Annotated in this window: 18 protein-coding genes; 11 read left to right on the top strand and 7 right to left on the bottom strand. The window is 74.4% G+C overall.

The window, feature by feature from the left end; genetic code table 11:
• Positions 1–18: 18 nt before the first annotated feature.
• The 5 genes from eccCa to ABT360_RS05215 form a co-directional block, all read right to left on the bottom strand.
• On the bottom strand, positions 19–3,996 hold the full coding sequence (eccCa, locus tag ABT360_RS05235; protein WP_351810942.1) for a type VII secretion protein EccCa: 3,978 nt from the start codon (positions 3,994–3,996) through the stop codon (positions 19–21).
• A gap of 14 nt (positions 3,997–4,010) precedes the next feature.
• Positions 4,011–5,303: a MinD/ParA family ATP-binding protein gene (locus tag ABT360_RS05230; RefSeq protein ID WP_351810939.1), complete on the bottom strand. Its 1,293-nt coding sequence runs from the start codon at positions 5,301–5,303 to the stop codon at positions 4,011–4,013.
• Positions 5,304–5,363: 60 nt separating this feature from the next.
• The gene (eccD, locus tag ABT360_RS05225; RefSeq protein ID WP_351810936.1) at positions 5,364–6,719 is read right to left on the bottom strand and encodes a type VII secretion integral membrane protein EccD; all 1,356 of its coding nucleotides are present in this window, start codon (positions 6,717–6,719) and stop codon (positions 5,364–5,366) included.
• Positions 6,720–6,819: 100 nt separating this feature from the next.
• Positions 6,820–7,113: a hypothetical protein gene (locus ABT360_RS05220; protein ID WP_351810933.1), complete on the bottom strand. Its 294-nt coding sequence runs from the start codon at positions 7,111–7,113 to the stop codon at positions 6,820–6,822.
• Positions 7,114–7,244: 131 nt separating this feature from the next.
• On the bottom strand, positions 7,245–7,730 hold the full coding sequence (locus tag ABT360_RS05215) for a DUF5994 family protein (RefSeq protein ID WP_351810930.1): 486 nt from the start codon (positions 7,728–7,730) through the stop codon (positions 7,245–7,247).
• A 199-nt stretch (positions 7,731–7,929) separates the two neighbouring features.
• Between ABT360_RS05215 and ABT360_RS05210 the strand changes: the two genes are divergently transcribed.
• The 10 genes from ABT360_RS05210 to ABT360_RS05165 all read left to right on the top strand — a co-directional run bounded on the left by ABT360_RS05210 (position 7,930) and on the right by ABT360_RS05165 (position 16,547).
• Positions 7,930–8,421, top strand: a complete 492-nt coding sequence (locus ABT360_RS05210) for a DUF5994 family protein (protein ID WP_351810927.1) — start codon at positions 7,930–7,932, stop codon at positions 8,419–8,421.
• A 117-nt stretch (positions 8,422–8,538) separates the two neighbouring features.
• A complete protein-coding gene (locus tag ABT360_RS05205; protein ID WP_351810924.1) occupies positions 8,539–8,802 on the top strand; it encodes a hypothetical protein in 264 nt (87 codons plus the stop codon).
• A gap of 100 nt (positions 8,803–8,902) precedes the next feature.
• Positions 8,903–9,259, top strand: coding sequence for a PRC-barrel domain-containing protein (locus ABT360_RS05200; protein WP_351810922.1), 357 nt, complete (start codon positions 8,903–8,905; stop codon positions 9,257–9,259).
• A gap of 33 nt (positions 9,260–9,292) precedes the next feature.
• Complete coding sequence (locus tag ABT360_RS05195; RefSeq protein WP_351810919.1) at positions 9,293–9,463, top strand: hypothetical protein; 171 nt, start codon at positions 9,293–9,295, stop codon at positions 9,461–9,463.
• Positions 9,464–9,867: 404 nt separating this feature from the next.
• The gene (locus tag ABT360_RS05190; RefSeq protein WP_351810916.1) at positions 9,868–11,376 is read left to right on the top strand and encodes an ABC transporter substrate-binding protein; all 1,509 of its coding nucleotides are present in this window, start codon (positions 9,868–9,870) and stop codon (positions 11,374–11,376) included.
• Positions 11,373–13,082 (top strand): ABC transporter permease subunit, encoded by a 1,710-nt coding sequence (locus ABT360_RS05185; protein WP_351810913.1) that lies wholly within the window; start codon positions 11,373–11,375, stop codon positions 13,080–13,082. The genes ABT360_RS05190 and ABT360_RS05185 overlap by 4 nt, the downstream gene beginning before the upstream one ends.
• Positions 13,072–14,085, top strand: a complete 1,014-nt coding sequence (locus tag ABT360_RS05180) for an ABC transporter ATP-binding protein (RefSeq protein WP_351810910.1) — start codon at positions 13,072–13,074, stop codon at positions 14,083–14,085. Before ABT360_RS05185 ends, ABT360_RS05180 begins: the two co-directional genes overlap by 11 nt.
• Positions 14,082–14,774, top strand: a complete 693-nt coding sequence (locus ABT360_RS05175; RefSeq protein WP_351810907.1) for a dipeptide/oligopeptide/nickel ABC transporter ATP-binding protein — start codon at positions 14,082–14,084, stop codon at positions 14,772–14,774. The genes ABT360_RS05180 and ABT360_RS05175 overlap by 4 nt, the downstream gene beginning before the upstream one ends.
• On the top strand, positions 14,771–16,024 hold the full coding sequence (locus ABT360_RS05170; RefSeq protein WP_351810904.1) for an MFS transporter: 1,254 nt from the start codon (positions 14,771–14,773) through the stop codon (positions 16,022–16,024). Before ABT360_RS05175 ends, ABT360_RS05170 begins: the two co-directional genes overlap by 4 nt.
• 181 nt (positions 16,025–16,205) lie before the next feature.
• Entirely contained in the window at positions 16,206–16,547 is a 342-nt protein-coding gene (locus ABT360_RS05165) for a hypothetical protein (protein ID WP_351810901.1), read from the top strand.
• A gap of 82 nt (positions 16,548–16,629) precedes the next feature.
• Here the strand turns inward: ABT360_RS05165 and ABT360_RS05160 are convergent, their stop codons facing one another.
• The gene (locus ABT360_RS05160) at positions 16,630–18,006 is read right to left on the bottom strand and encodes an FAD-dependent oxidoreductase (protein ID WP_351810898.1); all 1,377 of its coding nucleotides are present in this window, start codon (positions 18,004–18,006) and stop codon (positions 16,630–16,632) included.
• A gap of 86 nt (positions 18,007–18,092) precedes the next feature.
• Here ABT360_RS05160 and ABT360_RS05155 point away from each other — a divergent pair, with 86 nt between their 5' ends.
• Positions 18,093–18,491, top strand: a complete 399-nt coding sequence (locus ABT360_RS05155) for an ArsR/SmtB family transcription factor (protein ID WP_351810896.1) — start codon at positions 18,093–18,095, stop codon at positions 18,489–18,491.
• 4 nt (positions 18,492–18,495) lie between these two features.
• Here ABT360_RS05155 and ABT360_RS05150 read toward each other — a convergent pair whose 3' ends face one another.
• Positions 18,496–18,831: a YnfA family protein gene (locus ABT360_RS05150; protein ID WP_351810894.1), complete on the bottom strand. Its 336-nt coding sequence runs from the start codon at positions 18,829–18,831 to the stop codon at positions 18,496–18,498.
• Between the last annotated feature and the right edge of the window lie 104 nt (positions 18,832–18,935).

The raw sequence follows: 18,935 nt of genomic DNA, 5'->3' as shown, positions 1-18,935 counted from the left end.
CGTCTACGTGAAGTCGGGCTACTCGGGCGTGAACACCGTCTGGATCAGGCGGTTCGACTGGCCCCTGCGGATGAGCACGCCCCGCCCCGGCGGCTGCTGGGAGGCGTACACGCCCGGGAACAGCTGGCCCTCGCTGCGGTCGCCCGCCATGAGGATCGCCGACGCCCCCGACTCGCGCAGGCCTTGCACCAGCGGCTCGTACATACCGCGTGAGGCGCCCGCGACGCGGCGCGTCAGGACGAAGTGGAGGCCGATGTCGACGGCGGAGGGGATGTACGGCAGGAACGGCGCGAGCGGCGCCTGGCCAGCCGTCGTCAGCACGTCGTAGTCGTCGACGAGGACGACGATCCGCGGACCGCTGCCCCAGCTGCCCGGCTCCAGGTCCTCCAGCGCGGCGCCCTCGTCGGGCAGCCGCTTCTCCAGCTCGGTGGCGATACCGGCGGCAAGGCCCCCGCACAGCTTGGCGTTGTACGCGTACCCGCCGAGGAACTCCTCGGGCACGACGCCCCGCAGGCCCCGCCGCGGGTCCATGACGGCGAGGACCAGTTCGTCCTCCCCGTACCGCTCGACGAGCCCGGCCGCGATGGTCTTCAGCAGATTCGTCTTGCCGCACTCGCTGTCGCCCATGACCAGCAGGTGCTGGTCGTGCGCGAACAGGTCCAGCAGCACGGGCGCGAGCGCCGTCTGGTCCAGGCCGATCGGCACCCGCTTGGGCTCGGCGACCGGCCCCGGAAGCAGGTGCGGCTCCAGGACGTGCGGCAGGACCCGCACCGGCTGGGCGACCTCGCCGCTCCAGGCGGCGCGGACCCGCCGGGCGGTGCGCTCCAGGACGGTGCCCAGGTCGGTGGTGTCGGCCAGGCCGTCCGTACGGGGCAGGGCGGCCTGCGCGAACAGCTTGCCGTCGGTGAGGACACGGCCCGGCTCGTCGGGGACGAGGGTCTCGGCGAGCTTGCGGTCGATGCTGGTCTCGGTGGCGTCGTTGAGGCGCAGCTCGACGCGGGTGCCGAAGTACGACTGGGTCGCGATGCGGACGTCGTTCCAGCGGAGCATCCCGGCGACGACGTGGATGCCGTACCCGCCGCCCCGCTTGAGGATGTCGACCACCGCGTCGTCGAGTTCGTCGAAGTCGTCGCGCAGCGCGCCGAAGCCGTCGATGACGAGGACGATCTCGGCGGAGGCCAGCTCCGGCAGCCGGCCCGCCGCATGGAGGGTGCGCAGCTGCTCGACGGAGTCGATGTTGTGCTCGCGGAAGAGGTCCTCACGGGCGGTCAGCATGTTCCGCACCTCTTCGACGGTACGGGCGGCCCGCTCGCGGTCGGCGCGGCTCGCGATGCCGCCGACGTGCGGCAGGCCGGAGAGGGCCTGGAGGCCGCCGCCGACCAGGTCGAGGCCGTAGACGCCGACCTCCTGCGGGGTGTGGGTGAGGGCGAGGGAGAGGACGAGCGTACGGAGGAGGGTGGTCTTGCCGGACTGCGGGCCGCCGATGACGGCGGCGTGGCCGCCCGCCACCGTCAGGTCCAGGAACCACTGGCCCTGCCACTGCCTGGTCGGGTCGTCGAGCAGGCCGAGCGGCACCTGGAGGGGTCCGCGCCGCGCCGCGAGCTGCATACCGCGCGGACCTGCCTGGAGGGGGCCCGCGACCTGGTCGAGGGCGATCGCGTCCGGCAGCGGCGGCAGCCAGATGCGGCGCACCGGGTCGGTGCGAGCGTTCTCCAACTGCTCGACCATGACGCCGAGTTCGGTCGGCCCGGTCTCGCGTCGCCGTACCGTGCTCTCCTTGGGGCCGGTCTCCTCCGAGGCGCCGAGGGTGTTGTACGCCTCGTACTCCAGGGCCAGCGGCCCGGTGTCCTCGTCCTCGGTGCGCCGGACGGGGCCGCGGTAGGCGCCGGAGACGTAACTCGCCTTGAACCGCTCGTAGTGGCTGGTGTCGACCTTCAGGTAGCCGAAGCCGGGCAGCGGCGGCAGGTGGAAGGCGTCGGTGGTGTCCAGGACCGTACGGGACTCGTCGGCGGAGAACGTGCGCAGGCCCAGCCGGTACGACAGGTAGGTGTCCAGGCCCTTCAGCCGGCCGCCCTCGATGCGCTGGCTGGACAGCAGCAGGTGCACGCCGATCGAGCGGCCGATGCGGCCGATGGACAGGAACAGGTCGATGAAGTCCGGCTTGGCGGTGAGGAGTTCACCGAACTCGTCGATGACGATGAACAGGTGCGGCAGCGGCTCCAGGTCGGGCCGCTTCTCGGCGCGCAGCGCCGCGTAGTCGCCGATGTCGGCGACGTTGCCCGCGTCCTTGAGGACCTGCTGGCGGCGCTTGACCTCACCGGCGAGGGAGGCGTGGACGCGCTCCACCAGACCGGCCTGGTTCTCCAGGTTGGTGATGACACCGGCGACGTGCGGCAGCTCCGCGAACGGGGCGAAGGTCGCGCCGCCCTTGTAGTCGACGAGGACCAGGGCGAGGTCCTCGGGCGGGTGGGTGGCCACCAGCGCCAGGACGAGGGTGCGCAGCAGCTCCGACTTTCCGGAGCCGGTCGCGCCGACGCACAGGCCGTGCGGTCCCATGCCCAGCTCGGAGGACTCCTTCAGGTCCAGCAGCACCGGTTCACGCGCGTCACTGATGCCGATCGGTACGCGCAGGAAGGCCCGCTCCCCGCGCGGCGCCCACAGCGTCGCGAGGTCGAGGCGCGCCACGTCGTCGATGCCGAGCAGGTCGGCGAAGTCGACCGGCCCGGACAGCGGCGCGTCGACCATCGACTCGGCGGACAGCCGCAGCGGCGCCAGCATCCGGGCGAGGCCCTCCGCGAACGGGACGGACACCTCGTCGACCGTGCCGTGCGCGCTGACCGGCTCCTCCTCGCGGAGGTCCTCGATGAGGACCTGGTCGCCGTCGACGGTGATCCGTACGCCGACGTGGCCCGGCTCCTGGACGCGCTGCTCCAGCAGGTGCAGGACGGTGACGCCCATCTCCCGCAGGCCCACCGCGTCGTCGGGGCGCGGCAGGTCGACGGCGTCCTCGCCGTGCCCGTCGGTGACCACCAGCAGCCGGGACGACATGGACAGGGCGTCCTTGCCGGACAGGCCCCGGCGCACCTCGGCCGCGTAGGAGGCGCGGCGGCGCAGCTCGGGGCCGAGCTGCCGGGCGAGCTGCGGCGCCGAGGGGGCGATGCGGCGGGCGGCGACGGGCCCGTCGAACTGGTCGGTGTCCAGCAGGTGCGGCATCCACTTGGCCCACTCCCACTCCGCGAGCCGTTCGCCGGGCACCGCGAGGGCGATGGCCACGTCGTCGGGGGCATGGAGGGAGGCGGCCTGCACGAGCAGGGCGCGCGCGACCCGCAGGCAGTCCTCGCGGGGGCCGACGACGCTGATGTTGCCGACGCGGTCCAGCGGGACGGTCAGGGGGAGTTCGGTGCCGGTGCGGAAGCGGTCCATCAGCGCCGACGCCTCGTTGAGCATGAACCGGTCGGGCGGGGTGAGGACGGACGACCCCTGGTCGGCGATCCTCAGGTCGCGCACCGGCATCTCGCCGGTGCCGACCCGTACGCGCAGGAAGTCGGCGTCGAGCCGCCGGCGCTCCCACAGCCGGGCGGGGTCGCGGACGATGTCGTACAGCGCGTGCGGCGGCGGGTTGAGCACGTCGGCGCGTTCACGCCGCTCACGCTCCTCGGCGGACAGCTCCTCGCGCAGGTCCTCGAGGTACGCGAGGTAGGCCTCGCGCTGGGTACGGCGGGTGCGCTGGGCCTTGCCGCGCTGCGAGAAGACCAGCACGAGCGAACCGATGATGGTGATGACGAGGATCAGCGCGCCGAGCGCGGCGAACTGGCTGTTGCGCACGACCGTCATCATCACGACGGACGACATGACACCGGCGACGGGCAGCAGCGACATCGCGATGTTGCCGCCCTTGCCCTCCGGGAGGTTGGGCGGGGCCTCGATGGTGCGCGCCTCGGAGGCGGCGGGCGGCCGGGTGGTCCTGGCGGGGCGGTGTATCAGCCGGGTGGTCATCGGTCCGCTCCCCCTCAGTGGCGCTTCTGGGACAACCGGAACACGTCCGCGGCCAGCCGGGTGGCGGCCTGCCGGGTGGGGTGGGCGAGCAGCTCGGTACGGATCGTGCCGCCGGCCGCCAGGTGCCGGTCGTACGGCAGGACCTGGACGGTCGCCCCGGTGGCGGCGAGCTTCCGGGCGGCCTCGTCGAGGTCCAGCCCGGCGTGCGGCACCAGTTCGGTGAGGACGACGACGGTGCCCGCGATGATGTGGCGGGGCAGGCCCTGCATCCACTGGAGCACCGCGTGGGTGCTGGCGATGCCCTCCAGCGTGGCGGGCGTCGTCAGCACGCGGGCCTGGGCGGCGGACAGCGCGGCCCGCGCCACCTCGGCGGGCAGGGTCTCGCAGTCGACGACGGTCACGCCGAAGTAGCGGCGCAGCGCCACCATGACCCGCTCGTACGCCCGGGTGTCCAGCATGGCGCCGATCCGGCCCTGGCTGCCCGGCAGGAGCCAGGCGTTGTCGGGCAGCTGGACGAGGTAACCGGTCACGTCCAGCAGCGACATCTGCGGCTCGACGATCCCGGCGACGTCGCCGGTGGTCCACCGCAGCGTCTCGGCGCCCAGCCGCAAGGGCAGCGACCCGAGCGCCGGGTCGGCCTCGACGAGGAGGACGGGGTCCTGCCGGTAGTGCGCGTACGTGAGTCCGAGCAGCGCGGCGACGGTCGACTTGCCGGCCCCGCCGCGGATGGACGTCACGGCGATCTGCCGCCCGGTCGTCACCGGTTGCTGGAGCGTCTCGGCGGTACGGGTCGTCTCGGCGACCTCCCGCGCGGTGGAGGAGGACACGGTACGCCGGACGGCGCGGAGGGCGCGGGTGGTCAACGGCTCGCCCCGGCGCGGCTTCCGCCCGGCGGCGGCGAGGTCCTTGTCGACGACGGGCCGCGAGTCGGGTGTGGCGGGCCCCTGGGGGTACGGGGCGGGGGCGGCGGCGTGGGGCGCCTGCGGCGCGCGGGGGGCGTGGGGCGCCTGCTGGTGCGGCACCTGCGCGGGGGCGTGGGCGTGCGGCTGCGGGGCGGTGGCTGTGGCGGGCGGGGCGGAGGCGGCGACATGGCCTTGTCGCGGCTGGGCGTGCGGAGGCTCCGCCTGGGGCGCCTGGGGGTTCCCCACCGGGGCGGGCGAGCCCTGCTGGGCCGGACCGGGCGCGGGCGTTCCGGGGGCACCGGGGCTGGAAGGGGCCCCCGTACCCTCCTGCGGCGCGGGCTGCCGGGCGGCGCCGGCGCGCAGGTCGCGCAGGACGTCGCCCTGCCAGTTGTCTCGGTTCGGCATGTCTGCCCTTCTTCTCCCGCCCTGCCGCAGAACTCAGAACTCAGAACTCGAACTCGGAACTCAGAACTTGTCGAGCAGTTGCCCGTACACGCCGAACACACCGACCGCGAGCGGGAAGAGCCCCACCATGCCGATGGATTCGACCAGATCGGCCGTGCGCCCCAGCCGTACCCGCACGTGCTCCGGGGGCTGGACCGCCAGGACCACCAGCGGCAGAACCGCGGCCGCGCACAGCACGGCGAGCGGCCCCGCGCCCCTGGCGTGGTCCATCCACAGCATCACCAGGCGTACGACGAGGAGCGCCGCCGCGGTGAAGAGCGCCACGACCTCCGCGACCAGCGGGAAGGCCCGCGCCCTGGACAGGAGCACCACGGTGACGACGGACGGCAGCACGACGGTCCAGACGGTCGGCCGGTCCGCCAGGGTGAGCAGCCAGCCGCCCGCGGCGGCCGAGAGCGCGGTGACGGTCGTCGCGAGGGCGAGGCCCCGGTGCGTGGCAGCGAGGGCGTTCCCCACCTGGTGGCGGCTGACGGACGTGCCGCCCGAGTGCCGGTCGTCGAGTGCGGTGAGCCCCGACGCCATCAGGGCGAGCCGGGGCAGCAGGCCGAGCAGCACCACGGAGAAGACCGCCATGACGGCGCCGAGCCGCGCCAGGTCGTCCTGGACGGCGGCGACGGCCTCCCACACGACGGTGAGCCCGGCGGTGGCCCCGGCGCCGATGAGTCCGCCGCGGCCGAGCGGCGAGAAGTGACCGAGCATCGCCAGCGTCACGACGAGCACACCCGCGACGGCGGCGAGCCGCGCGGCGCCGGACCAGCCGTGCGCGTCGGCGGCGGTCCAGGCGGTGAGGGCGCCCAGTCCGCCGGCGGTCAGGAGGAGCGCGGTCGCCAGGCCCCGGTTGCCCTGTCCGATCCGCGCGACGAGCGCACCGGCCGCGAGGAGGACGAACGTCACGGCGGCGAGGGCGCCGGCCAGGGCGTCGAGTGCGTACTCGCGGCGGGCCAGCAGCGCGGCGACCACCGCGAAGGCGACCGTCGCCACGCCCGCGCCGGCCCGGCGGGCGGCGGGGCGCCAGCGCCAGGCCTGGAGGTCGAGGTCGTCGGCCACCTGGTCGGTGACGTCGTGCACCACGGGTGCGGGCGGCGCGGAGTGCGCCCGGACGAGCCGGAGGACGGCCCCGTCGGCGACCTGGGCCGACGCCAGCGTGCTGTCGTGCGGCAGCGCCGAGCCGTCGGACGTGAGCAGCTGCCGGGTCATCGGCCGGGACGCGGCCCGGTCGTCCAGCAACCGGAGGATGTCGGGCAGCAGTTGACCGATCGGTGTGTCGGAGGGCAGGACGATGTCCGCCCGGCGCCGCTCGCCGACCAGGGTCACCCGGCTCAGTTGCGCCCGGGAAGTCGTTGCTGTGCTCACCACTTGCGGGAACCTATCATCGCGACGTCGGGAACATTCGGGCCATTTCGACTGGTCTCGAAGTCTGCACTGCCGGCGCTTCCCCCCATTCCCTTTGCGGGAGTTACTGCGAGTTCTTCCCGGATTCCGCGGATTTCTCCGGCTTCGCCGGTTGCTCGAACCGCTGCTCCTGCTTGCGCTGCTCGGCCTTCTGCTTGGCCAGCGTGTGCTGGAGGAAGGACCACCCGACGCACCCCGCGCACAGGACGGCCGCGATGGCGATGCCCGCGAACACCTTCCCGAGCCGCTCGTCGGCCGTGCGCCGCGCCCGCTGGGCCCCGAACAGCAGCGCGTCCCGCATTCTGCGCCGGCGTACGGCCACCGACTCCAGAAGCTGGCTGTCGTAATCCCGTGCCATCCGTCGTCCGTCCCCCTTGCTTTGCCTCCGCAACATAAAGCATGGGCGAGCGGCCAGTACACCCCAGGGGCCGCCGGGCACCGGGGTGCCGCCGAGGGTCAGGAGACCTCCGGGAAACAGCAACCCACCGGTCAGGAGGCCGCCGGGCCCGTGCCGGTGTCGATGAGGATGTGGGCGGCGTCGGTGACGTTGCCGGTCTGGACCGCTCGGGCCATCGCGGCGCGCGCCGCGTCGGGAGTCGCGTGCGGAGGGACGACCAGGAGTGTGAAGTAGTCGCGTTCGCCCCGGGTGACGAGGATGGTGTCGTCGCCGACCGGGAACGAGTCGATGTGCACGACACGGTCCTCGATGACCAGGCGTACGGGAAGGTCTTCCCACGCGGCGGCGTCCAGGCCGACGCGGGTGACGGGGCCGAGGTGCTCGGTGAGCGCGCTGATGAGGTGGGGCAGCTCGGTGCCGATGTCGCGCGAGCGCGGCCACCACGCGCCGTCGAGGATTCCCTCACGGGAGTGGGTGGTCTGGAGCCTGAGCAGCGCCGTACCCGGCTTCACCGCCTGGTGAACGGCGTCCGGGAGGAGCTTGCGCGGGGACGGGGAGGAGGAGTCCGGGTTCGTCATGGTGGTGCCACCCGTCTACGGATCCGGTGCGTCGGCCGGTCGGTGATTTCACCGTACTCCGCTTGTCCTCACCGCAGCGTCCGACATGTCGGGCGGAGTAGAGTGAAGGCACCGGGCACTCTCCGTACACCCGCTTTCACGCGGTGTCGTTCCCGGCGATCGACGACACCGGCCGAGAGGCCGGGGGCAGGTCCGCGCCATGACCGTGACCGAGACCTTCGTCCGTACCGCACCCGATGTACGCGTCCCGCTGCCCGCCCGCCTCTCCTTGACCGCGCCGAGCCGCGTCGCGGGCCGGCTGGACGGCGCGTGGTGGCCGCGCTCCCGCGACCTCACCCAGGAGTTGCCGGCTCTGGCCGCCGCGCTGGACGGCCCGTGGGGGCGGATCACCCGTGTCACCGTGAATCCGGCCCAGTGGCCCGTCGTCCCGCGCAAGGTGCCCGTCGCCGGACACACCGTGCACGTCGGATGGTTCAGGGCCGAGCAGGACCCGCACGCGCTGCTCCTCCTCTCCTACTCCGTCGGCCGCTGGGACCTGCTGGTCGTACCGCCGGAGACCGGCGCCGCGGCCGCCGCCCGGCTGATGGCGGCCGCGGCCACCGTGGGCGGCCTCGCCACGGCGAGCGCGCTGCTCGCCGACGAGGCGGCGACCGGTGACGTTACGGACGCCGCGAGCCGGGAAGTCGCATGAGTGACCGACGGCGGAGCAGCGGCGGCAGCGTCCTTGTCGCCGTACGCTCCGTCGTGATGCGCCGGTTCGGCGCTCAGCCCGACACACGGCCCCCCGCGCGTGAGGAACGACCTGACCATGAGCACCGCGGAACCCATGCCGGCGACCGGACACGCCGAGGTCCGGATCGTCGCCGCGTCTCCCGAGACGGCCCGGCGCGTCGCGGAGGTCCTCCGGCGCTGTTTCGACGCCACCGAGCAGCGCAGCTACCCCGCCGGGGGCGAGGGAGGCACCCGGCTCCACCTCACCCTGGACACCAGCCGGGCGGCCGAACCCGCCCGGTCCTGGCTCTCCTCCAGCAGGTCGGGCACCGACGACCCCTCGCACGCGGACGAACTCTGACGTACCGGATCCGGTGCGGTGGCGCCCGTCGGCGTGCGGGCGGACGCTGGACAGCGACAGCGAGAACGACCGTACGGACCCGCTCAGAGGGCAGAGACGCATGATCCAGTCAGCAGACATCCGCGAGTGGCGCAACCACGATGTCGTGGACCCCAAGGGCCACAAGATCGGCGTGCTGGAAGCCATCTACGTGGACACCGCCACCGACGAACCGGCCGTGGCCACGGTCCGGACCGGGCTGCCGACCCGGCAGCGGCTGGTGTTCGTCCCGCTCGACGGGGCGATCGTCGGACCGGACTACCTGAAGGTCTCGCACCCCAAGGGGGAGGTCCGCAAGTCCCCGTCCATCGGTACGGACGACGTTCTGCCCGCCGAGAGCGAAGCCGCGATCTTCCAGCACTACGGCATGCCGTACCAGCCCGGCGCCAACGGCGAACGGAAGCTCGCCCGCCGCTGACCGTCCGCCCCAGTCGAGGAGGTGCTCGTCCCCATGGCGCTGTTCCTGTTCCTGATCATCGTCGCCATCGTCCTCGGGCTCATCGGCGTCGTCGCCGAAGGCCTGATGTACCTGCTGATCATCGGCATCGTCGTGCTGGTCATCGACGTGATCTTCTTCGCCGTCCGCTGGAACCGTCGCTCGCGTGGCCGCCCGCTCCGCTAGGCACCGCATCACCCGGTCGGCCGATCGGCCCGCCCCCGGCCGGCGTGGTCCGGACGGGAGGGGCGGGACGGGCCAGGCGGTGACGCGCTGGTCCCCCGCGGCGAGGACACCCTCGCGCGGGCGGCGGCGACGCTGCGGACCGGCAGGCCCGGGCTCGCCGTGGGATCTGTGAGGTGCCGGGGACTTCGACGTCCAGCTCACCGAGCTGCTGCCGACCGTCGCCGGCGGGGCCCCCGGACCACTGGCTGGAGCAGGTGACAGCGCGCCGGCGCTGTCGCGGGCGGGCAAGGGCGCGCTGCTCCCACCCGCGCCCACGTGGATCAACATTCAATTGTTGAAAACGATTGTCATTGTGTTACGGTCCCGTCCGCCCCCGCTGCTCGTCCCTGCCCGGAAGGGTTCCCGTGCGCCTGCCCGCCCGTCTCCTCCCCACCGCCGCCATGGTCTGCGCGTCCGTCCTGCTCACCGGCTGCTTCAGCGCCTCGGGCGGTGACGGCGCACACGGCGGTCAAGGCGGACCCGACGGTCACGGGAAGCGCATCCGCGTGGCGATGATGAACCCGCCGCGCTCCGGGCTCTCCCCGCTCTCCGACGACGCCTTCAAACTCTCCCGCTGGTCCACCGCCGAGACCCTCGTCACCCTCGACGCCAACGGCGACCCCCGGCCCGCGCTGGCCACCTCCTGGCGGCAGACCGGCCGGACCTGGACCTTCACCGTCCGCGACGGCGTCACCTTCCACGACGGCAGCCCGCTCACCGCCCGGGCCGTCGCGAACTCCCTCACCAAGGCCGCGACCGCCTCGCCCAAGCCCCGCATCCTCGACGGCGTCGACCTCCGGGTGAAGACCTCGGGCCGGTCGGTCACCGTCACCACCGCCGCCCCCGACCCGCTCCTCCCGCAGCGGCTCAGCTCGCCCCAGCTGTCGATCCTTTCGGCCAAGGCGTACCGCGGGAAGACGGTCAGCCCCGTCGGCACCGGCACCGGCGCGTTCCGGCTCACCAGGGTCGACGGCACCTCGTCCGCCGCCCTCGACCGGTACGACGGCTACTGGGGAACGAAGGCCAAGGCGCCCGGCATCGACGTCACCTTCGTACCGGACGGCACCGCCCGCGCCGCCGCGCTGCGCAGCGGGGAGGCCGACATCGTGGAGGCCGTACCGGTCTCGCAGGCCGCGCTCCTCGACCCGGAACTGATCACCGAGGTGCCGATGCCTCGCACCAACACCCTTTACCTCAACACCGCCAAGGGCCCCTTCAAGGACGCCGGGCTCCGGTCCGCCGCCCGTGCCGCCATCGATGCGAAGGCTCTTGTCGAGGGCGTGTACGAGGGACGGGCCGACGTCGCCCGGGGCCTGCTCGGACCGGCCCTCCCGTGGGCCGCCCCCCTCCGCTCGGAACCCGGGCGCGCCAAGGCCGCCGACCCGGACGGCGCCGCCATCACCATCGGCACCTTCACCGACCGCGCCGAGCTGCCCGAGGTCGCCCAGACCCTCCAGCAGCAGCTCCAGAAGGCGGGCTTCCGGGTCGAGCTGGAAGTGCGCGAGTACGCGAACATCGAAACCGACGCGCTGGCAGGCGAGTTCGACGCGTTCATCCTGTCCCGGGCCACCGTCCTCGACTCCGGCGACCCCGCCGCCTACCTCTACAGCGACTTCGCGTCCCGGGGCTCCTTCAACATCTCCCAGCTCGCCGACCCCACCGTCGACAAGGCCCTGGACAAGGCCGCCGCGACGAAGGCCGGTGACGCCCGCCGCCGGGCCGTGATGGCCGCCGAGGCCGCCGTACTCGCCACCGACGCCGCGATCCCGATGCTGCACGAGCGGGTCGTCCAGGGCGACGCGGCCGGTGTCGTGGGCGCCGAGCACGACCCGCGCGAGCGGCTGCTCGTCACGCCCGCGACGTACGTCAAGTGAGCGCGGGGGTCGCGCGGGGCGCCGGGACCGCCGGGGCGCTCGCCGCCGTCCTCGCGGTGGTCGGGCTGCTGCCCTGGCTGTCGGGCCGGGACCCGGCGCTCACGGTGCTGCGCGCCCGGTCCGCCGAGCAAGAAGCCACGCCCGAGGCGCTGGACGCCATCCGTGCCGACCTCGGGCTGGACGCCGGGCCGCTGTCGCTGCTGGGCGGCTGGGCCGCCGGGCTCGTCCGGGGCGACCTCGGCACCTCGTGGGTGTCCGGCACCGACGTCCTGCCGTCCGTGGTCACCGGGCTCCAGGTGTCGCTGGGGCTGATGGGCGCCGCGCTCGCGGTCGCCCTGGTCGTGGCGGTCGCCCTCGCCGCACCGGTCCTGGTGCGCGGGCGGGGCACGTCCGGGACGTTCGCGGCGATGCTCGCGGCCGTGCCCGAATTCCTGCTGGCCACCGTGGTGTTGGTCGTCGCCGGGGTGTGGCTCGGCCTGCTGCCCACGTCCGGCTGGGAAGGACCCACGCACCTGGTGGCGCCCGCCGTCGCGCTCGGTGTCCCGGCGGGCGGGCTGCTGGGGCGGCTGGTCGCCGACGCGCTGCCCGCCGTGCTCGACGAGCGGTGGGTGGAGCTGTGGCGCGGGGCGGGCGTGTCCCGGGCACGGGTCGCGCTGGCCGCGCTGCGTCGCATACTGCCGCCGCTGGTGCCGCAGTTCGGCATGGTCGCGGTGGGCCTCACGGGCGGGGCGGTCGCGGTGGAGACGGTGTTCGCGGTGCCCGGCATCGGACGTACGTCCCTGGGCGCGGCCAAGTCCCAGGACCTCCCGCTGCTCCAAGGCTCCGTGCTGGCACTGCTGGCGCTGGGCCTGGCCGTCGGGGCGCTCGCCGCCCTGGTACGGCGGCGGCTGCTGGGGCCGGGGCTGCGGGACGCGGGCCTGACGCTGCCCGCCGCGCGGCCGGTACGGGTCGCCCCCGCCGTACCGGTGGTCCTCGCGGTGGTGCTGGTGGCCGTCATCGGGTGGGGGCTGCTGCGTGACCCGTACACCGTCGACACCGCCGCCCGGCTCGCCCCGCCGTCCCTCGTACACCCGCTGGGCGCGGACGGCCTCGGCCGTGACGTGCTCGCCCGGCTCGGGCACGGGGCGGCGGCGACGGTCGGCACGGCGGCGGCCGTGTGCGCGCTCAGCTGGCTGCTGGCCGTGGCCCTGGGCTTCGTCCCGCACATGACGTCCGGTCTCTCCGACATCGCCAACGCCCTGCCGCCGGTGATCGTCGGCATCCTCGTCGCCGCCGTCCTCGGCCCCGGCACGGGCGGTGCCGCGCTCGCCGTGGCGCTGATCTCCTGGCCCCCGCTCGCCGCCCATGCGGCGGCCCTGGTCCAGGAGGTGCGGGCGTCGGGCTTCCTGCTCGCCCAGAAGGCGATCGGGGCGACACCCGGCTGGATCCTGTGGCGGCACGTGCTCCCGTCCACCGCCGCCCCCGTCGCCCGCCACGCCGTGCTGCGGCTGCCGGGCATGGCCCTCGCCCTGGCCTCGCTGGGCTTCCTCGGCCTGGGCGCCCAGCCGCCCGCCCCGGAGTGGGGACTCCTGCTGGACGAGTCCCGCGCCTATGTGGAACGCGCGCCCTGGGCGGCGCTGGCCCCCGCCCTGGCCCTGGCGCTGCTGGCCGGCCTGGCGGTGTCATTGTCCGCGTACACCAGGAAGGCGCCCTTCCATGGCGGCTGAACCACTCCTCTCCGTACGCGACCTCTCGGTGGCCTTCGGGGCCGTCGAGGCGGTGCGCGGGCTCACCTTCGACGTGTACGACGGTGACGTCCTCGCCCTCGTCGGCGAGTCCGGCGCCGGAAAGTCCCTGACCGCGCGAGCCCTGCTCGGCATGGCGCCGCGCGGCGCGACGGTGGGCGGCAGCGTCCGGCTGCGGAAGGCCGACGGGGCCGACGAGCCGGTGGGCGCGCGGGCGGACCGGCTCTGGGGACGCCGGGTGGCCCTGGTACCGCAGGACGCGCTGTCCGCGCTGTCACCCGTGCACCCGGTAGGCGACCAACTGGCCGCCGCCGTCCGTTCCGTGACCGGCCTGTCCCGCAAGGACGCCCGGGCCAGGGCCGCCCTCGCCCTGGAGCGCGTCGGCATCCCGGCCGCCCGGTGCCGCGCGTATCCGCACGAGCTGTCCGGCGGGATGCGGCAGCGTGCCGTGATCGCCATGGCGACGGTCAACGAGCCCGAGCTGATCGTCGCCGACGAGCCGACCACCGCCCTCGACCCGGACCTGCGGGAACAGGTCCTCCACGTTCTCGCCGAGCAACGGGAGGCGGCGGGCGCTGCGCTCGTCCTCGTCACCCACGACCTGGACGCGGTGCGCGCGCACGCCGGCCGGGTGCTGGTGATGTACGCCGGAGGGCACGTCGAATCGGGCCCGGTGGACCGGGTGTTCGGCCGGCCCCGCGGCCCGTACACCGCCGGGCTCCTCGCCGCGCTGACGCCCGTGGAGCGCGGCCGCCGCCTGCCCGTGATCGCCGGATCCCCGCCCGCGCCGGGCGCGCTGCCGTCCGGGTGCGCGTTCGCGCCGCGCTGCCCGCTCGCCGACGACCGCTGCCTTACCGAACGCCCGGAGCCGCAGGCCGTGGGCGGCCGTGGGGGCGGCCACGAGGTCGTCCACGAGGTGTCCTGTCACCGCTGGGACGCCGTGCCCGAATCCGCCGCCGGCCTGTTCGCCGGGGAGCACGCATGAGCGACGCCCTGCTGGACGTCCGTGACCTGGTCGTACGGTACGGACCGCATCTCGCCGTCGACCACGTCTCCTTCAGCCTGGGTGCCGGGGAGACCCTCGCCCTGGTCGGCCCGTCCGGCTGCGGCAAGTCCTCCACCGCCACCGCCGTGCTCCAGCTGCGCCGCCCGGCCGCCGGTGAGGTGTGGTTCGACGGCCACGAGCTGACCCGGCTCGGCGAGCGCGAGCTGCGGCCGCTGCGCCCCGCGATGCAGCCCGTCTTCCAGGACCCGTACGGCTCCCTCAGCCCGCGCCGCACCATCCGTGACGCCGTCGCCGAACCGCTGCGCGTCCAGCGCCGCTGGGACGCCGGCACCGGTCCGGCCCGGGTCGCCGAACTGCTCGACCTGGTCGGCCTGGACGACACCGTCCACGGCCGCCGGCTGCCGCACGAACTGTCCGGTGGCCAGTGCCAGCGCGCCGGAATCGCCCGGGCCCTGGCGAGCGGGCCGAAGCTGCTCGTCCTCGACGAACCGGTCTCCGCGCTCGACCCCTCCGTCCGCGCCGGGATCCTCAACCTCCTCTCCGACCTCCAGGAACGTCTCCGGCTCGGCTACCTCTTCATCTGCCACGACATGGCCCTGGTACGGCACTTCGCCGACCGGACCGCCGAGATGCGGGCGGGCCGCATCGAACGGATCACCACCCCATGAGCCCTCTCGCCCGCCTCCTCATCGGCAGCCAGTTCGCGTTCAACGTCGGCTTCTTCGCCGTTCTCCCCTACCTCGCCGACCACTTGAGCGACTCCCTCGGGCTGGGCGGCTGGCTGGTCGGCCTGGTCCTGGGCCTGCGCACCTTCAGCCAGCAGGGCCTGTTCGTGGTCGGCGGCGCCCTCACCGACCGGTACGGCCCGCGCCCGGTGGTGCTGGCCGGGTGCACCCTGCGGGTGACCGGGTTCCTGTGGCTGGCGGTCGCGGACTCGGTGTGGACGGTGACCGGCGCCGTCCTGCTGGTGGGTTTCGCCGCTGCGCTGTTCTCACCCGCCGTGGAGTCGGAGATCGCGCGGGAGGCGGTACGCCACGAGACGACGACCGGGACCGCGCGCACCCGCCTGCTCGCCCGCTTCTCGGCGGGGGGCCAGGCGGGCGCGCTGATCGGGCCGGTGCTGGGCGTCCTGCTGCTCCACGGGGGTTTCGGCGCGGCCTGCGTGGCCGGGGCGGCGGTCTTCGCCCTCGTACTCGCGGGCCACTGGCGGCTGATGCCGCACCGGGAGCCGCGCGGCACGGTCCACCACCGGGCCGCTTCCCCGTCCGCCCTGCACGAACTCCTTGGCCACCGCCGCTTCCTGGCTCTCGCCCTCGCGTACTCCTGCTATCTGCTGGCCTACAACCAGCTGTATCTGGCGCTGCCCGCCGAGCTGGAGCGGGCGACGGGCTCGCAGGCCGCGCTCGGGTGGCTGTTCGCCCTGTCGTCGGTGCTCGTGGTGGCGGGGCAACTCCCGCTGGAGCGCTGGGCGGCGCCCCGCCTGTCGTGGGGCGCCTCGGTCCGTACGGGGCTGCTGCTGATCGCCGCCTCGTTCGCGGCGGCCGGGGCGCTGCGGCCCGTGGGCGGGGTGTGGCCGTCACTGGCCTTCGTGGTGCTGCTGACGGCCGGCCAGATGCTGGTGGTGCCCGCCACCCGCGCATGGCTGCCGGACCTGGCCGACGAGCGCCGGCTCGGGCTGTACACGGGCGCGTTGTCGTCCCTGTCGGGCCTGGTGGTGCTGGCGGGAGGCGCTCCGGCCGGGGCCCTGGTGGAGCTGGGCGGGGTCTGGCCGTGGGCTGCTCTGGCTGCGGTGCCGCTGGCGGGGCTGGCCCTGGTCCCCCGCCGGCCGCGCGGTGCCGCGACCGGCTTGGGCGCCGGTGCCGTCGGTCCCCCGGCCTCCCCGGAGGAGTGCCCGGGTGGGGCCGGCCGAGGCCGGTGACGGCCCCCGGCGGGGCACAGCCCGGTGGCCCCGCGCGCGGCGGCGGTTGCCCGGCCCCGCACCGGTCGACCGGCGCCGCGTTACCGCCATCCGGTGCCACAGCCGCCCTGGACCGTGCCTTCCGGCCACGTGGCGGCGTTGTCCGGGTACCGCAGGACGATCGCGAACCGGAAAGAAGCTCATGACCAGGACCCGCCGCGTCACCGCCCGTATCGTCGCCACCACGGCCGCCACCGCCACCCTCGCCCTCGGCGGCGCCGCCACCGCCCAGGCGGCGGCCGCCGACCCGCTGAGCGGCCTCACCGGCGGCGCGCCCGCAGGTCTCCCCGGCGGCCTGCCGGCCGGTCTGCCCGGCGGCCTCACCGAAAACCTCGGCGGTGGCCTCCTCGGCAGCGCGTCCGGTCCCCTCGGCAGCGTGACCGGCCCGCTCACCGGCGCGACCCACCTCGCTTCCGCCGGCGGCCTCTCGGGCGCCACCCAGTTCGTTCAGGGCGTGCTCGGCACGCTCGCCGCGGTGCGGTAGGCACGGCGACAGCGTCGGCACCACGGCGCGGGGCCGCGACCGGAGGACTCCCGGTCGCGGCCCCGCCCCTTTGGTCTGCGTTTCAGCACGACGCCGCCGGGCCGCCACCGATCCGGAGCACGGTGGGCGCGCCGCAGCAGCCGCCGTCGCTCTCCTCGTCGGACGTCCCCGGCTCGTCGAACAGGCCCGCGCCGCCGCACACCCCCGTCTCGGGGAGCGTCAGCTCCACGCGCTCGGCGGCCTCCCGGTCACCGGCGAGGGCGGCAGCGACGGAACGGACCTGCTCGTAACCGGTCATGGCGAGGAACGTCGGTGCGCGTCCGTAGGACTTCATGCCCACCAGGTACACGTCCTTCTCCGGGTGGGCGAGCTCGTTCACGCCGTGCGGGTAGACCGTGCCGCAGGAGTGGACGTTCGGGTCGATGAGGGGGGCCAGCTCCAGGGGTGCCTGGAGGCGCTCGTCGAGGCCGAGGCGCAGTTCGCCGAGGAAGGACAGGTCGGGGCGCAGTCCGGTCAGGACGACCACCTCGTCCACCGGGTCCAGCCGGCGGCCGTCGTCCCCGACGAGGACCAGGCCACCCCCCTCGGGGCGGCGCTCCACCGCCTCCGTACGGAAGCCGGTGACCGCGCTCGCGCGGCCCGCCTCCACGGCCGCCTTGGCGCGCAGGCCGAGGGCGCCGCGCGCCGGGAGCTGGTCGGCCTCGCCGCCGCCGAAGGTGGAGCCGGTGAGGCCGCGGCGCAGGATCCATACGGCGTGGGTGCCCGGCTCGTCCTTGGCGAGGTCCGCGAGGAGGGCGAGGGTGGTGAAGGCGGAGGCGCCGGAGCCGACGACCGCGGTGCGCTTCCCGGCGTAGCGGGCCCTGACCGCCGGGTCGGTGAGGTCGGGTACGCGGTACACGATGCGGTCGGCGGCCGCGCGCTCGCCGAGCGCCGGGAGGCCGTCGCCGCCGAGCGGGTTCGGGGTGGACCAGGTGCCGGAGGCGTCGATCACGGCGCGGGCGAGGACCCGCTCCTCGCGGCCGCCCTCACTGCCGCCCTCACTGCCGTCCGTCCACAGGGTGTGGACGGTGAAGGGCCGCTCGTCGCGACCCGCGTCGACCACGCGGTCGCGTCCGGCCCGGGACACCCCGGTCACCCGTGCGCCGAAGCGGACCCGGTCACCCAGGACGTCGGCGAGCGGCTGGAGGTAGGCGGCCACCCAGCCGCCGCCGGTGGGGTACGTGTTCCCCGCGGGCGCCGTCCAGCCGGTGGGCGCGAGCAGCTTCTCGGCCGCCGGGTCGACGAGCTCCGCCCATGTCGAGAAGAGCCGGACGTGCGCCCACTCCCGTACCGCCGTACCGGCCGAGGGTCCGGCCTCGAGGACGAGCGGCTCCAGGCCGCGCTCGACCAGGTGCGCGGCCGCCGCGAGACCGGCCGGGCCCGCTCCGATGACGACCACCGGAAGGTGCTGCTCGCTCATGGCTGGATCTCCCTCGTTGATTCGACAGTTGTCGATGTCCCGGGGTCGAGCTTGCCAGCTGCATCGACAAGCGTCAACATAGACGCATGTCGAATACGAAGGTGGCCGACCTGCCGATGGCCGGAACCGGCTCCGGTCCCGGTCCCGGTTCCAGTTCCGAGTCCGGTTCCGCGGTGCCCTGCTGCGCCCCGCTGACCTCGGAGGCCCTGTCCGAGGAGGACGCGGTCAGGACGGCGGCCATGTTCAAGGCCCTGGGCGATCCGGTCCGGCTGCGCCTGTTCTCGCGCGTGGCGTCGCACCCGGGCGGTGAGGCGTGCGTGTGCGACATCTCCGACGTCGGGGTGTCGCAGCCGACCGTCTCCCACCACCTGAAGAAGCTCAAGGACGTCGGTCTGCTCACGTCCGAGCGGCGCGGCACCTGGGTCTACTACCGCGTCTCCCCCGGCGTACTGGCGGCCATGGCCGCCCTGCTGACGACGGGGTGAGCCCTCAGCCGCCGCGCGGCGCGTACATGATGACCGCCATGCCGGCGAGGCAGACGAGAGCGCCGATGACGTCGAAGCGGTCGGGCCGGTAGCCGTCGGCGACCATGCCCCAGGCGATGGAGCCCGCGACGAACACTCCGCCGTAGGCGGCCAGGACGCGCCCGAAGTTCTCGTCGCTCTGGAACGTGGCCACCGCCCCGTACAGGCCGAGCGCGATCACGCCCGCGCCGATCCAGATCCAGCCCCTGTGTTCACGGACGCCCTGCCATACGAGCCAGGCGCCCCCGATCTCGAACAGCGCGGCGACGGCGAACAGGGCGACGGAGCGGGCGACGAGCACGGCGGCGGGGTCCTTCCGGTGGCGGGGCCTCCAGCATCCCCTCCCCGCCCGCCCCGGCGCATCCGCCCCACCCACCCCCTCAACCACCCCGAACCCGCCAATTC

It is taken from the genome of Streptomyces sp. NPDC000229 (assembly GCF_040300825.1).
Classification (GTDB): Bacteria; Actinomycetota; Actinomycetes; order Streptomycetales; family Streptomycetaceae; genus Streptomyces.
This window is presented reverse-complemented; position numbering and strand designations above follow the sequence as displayed.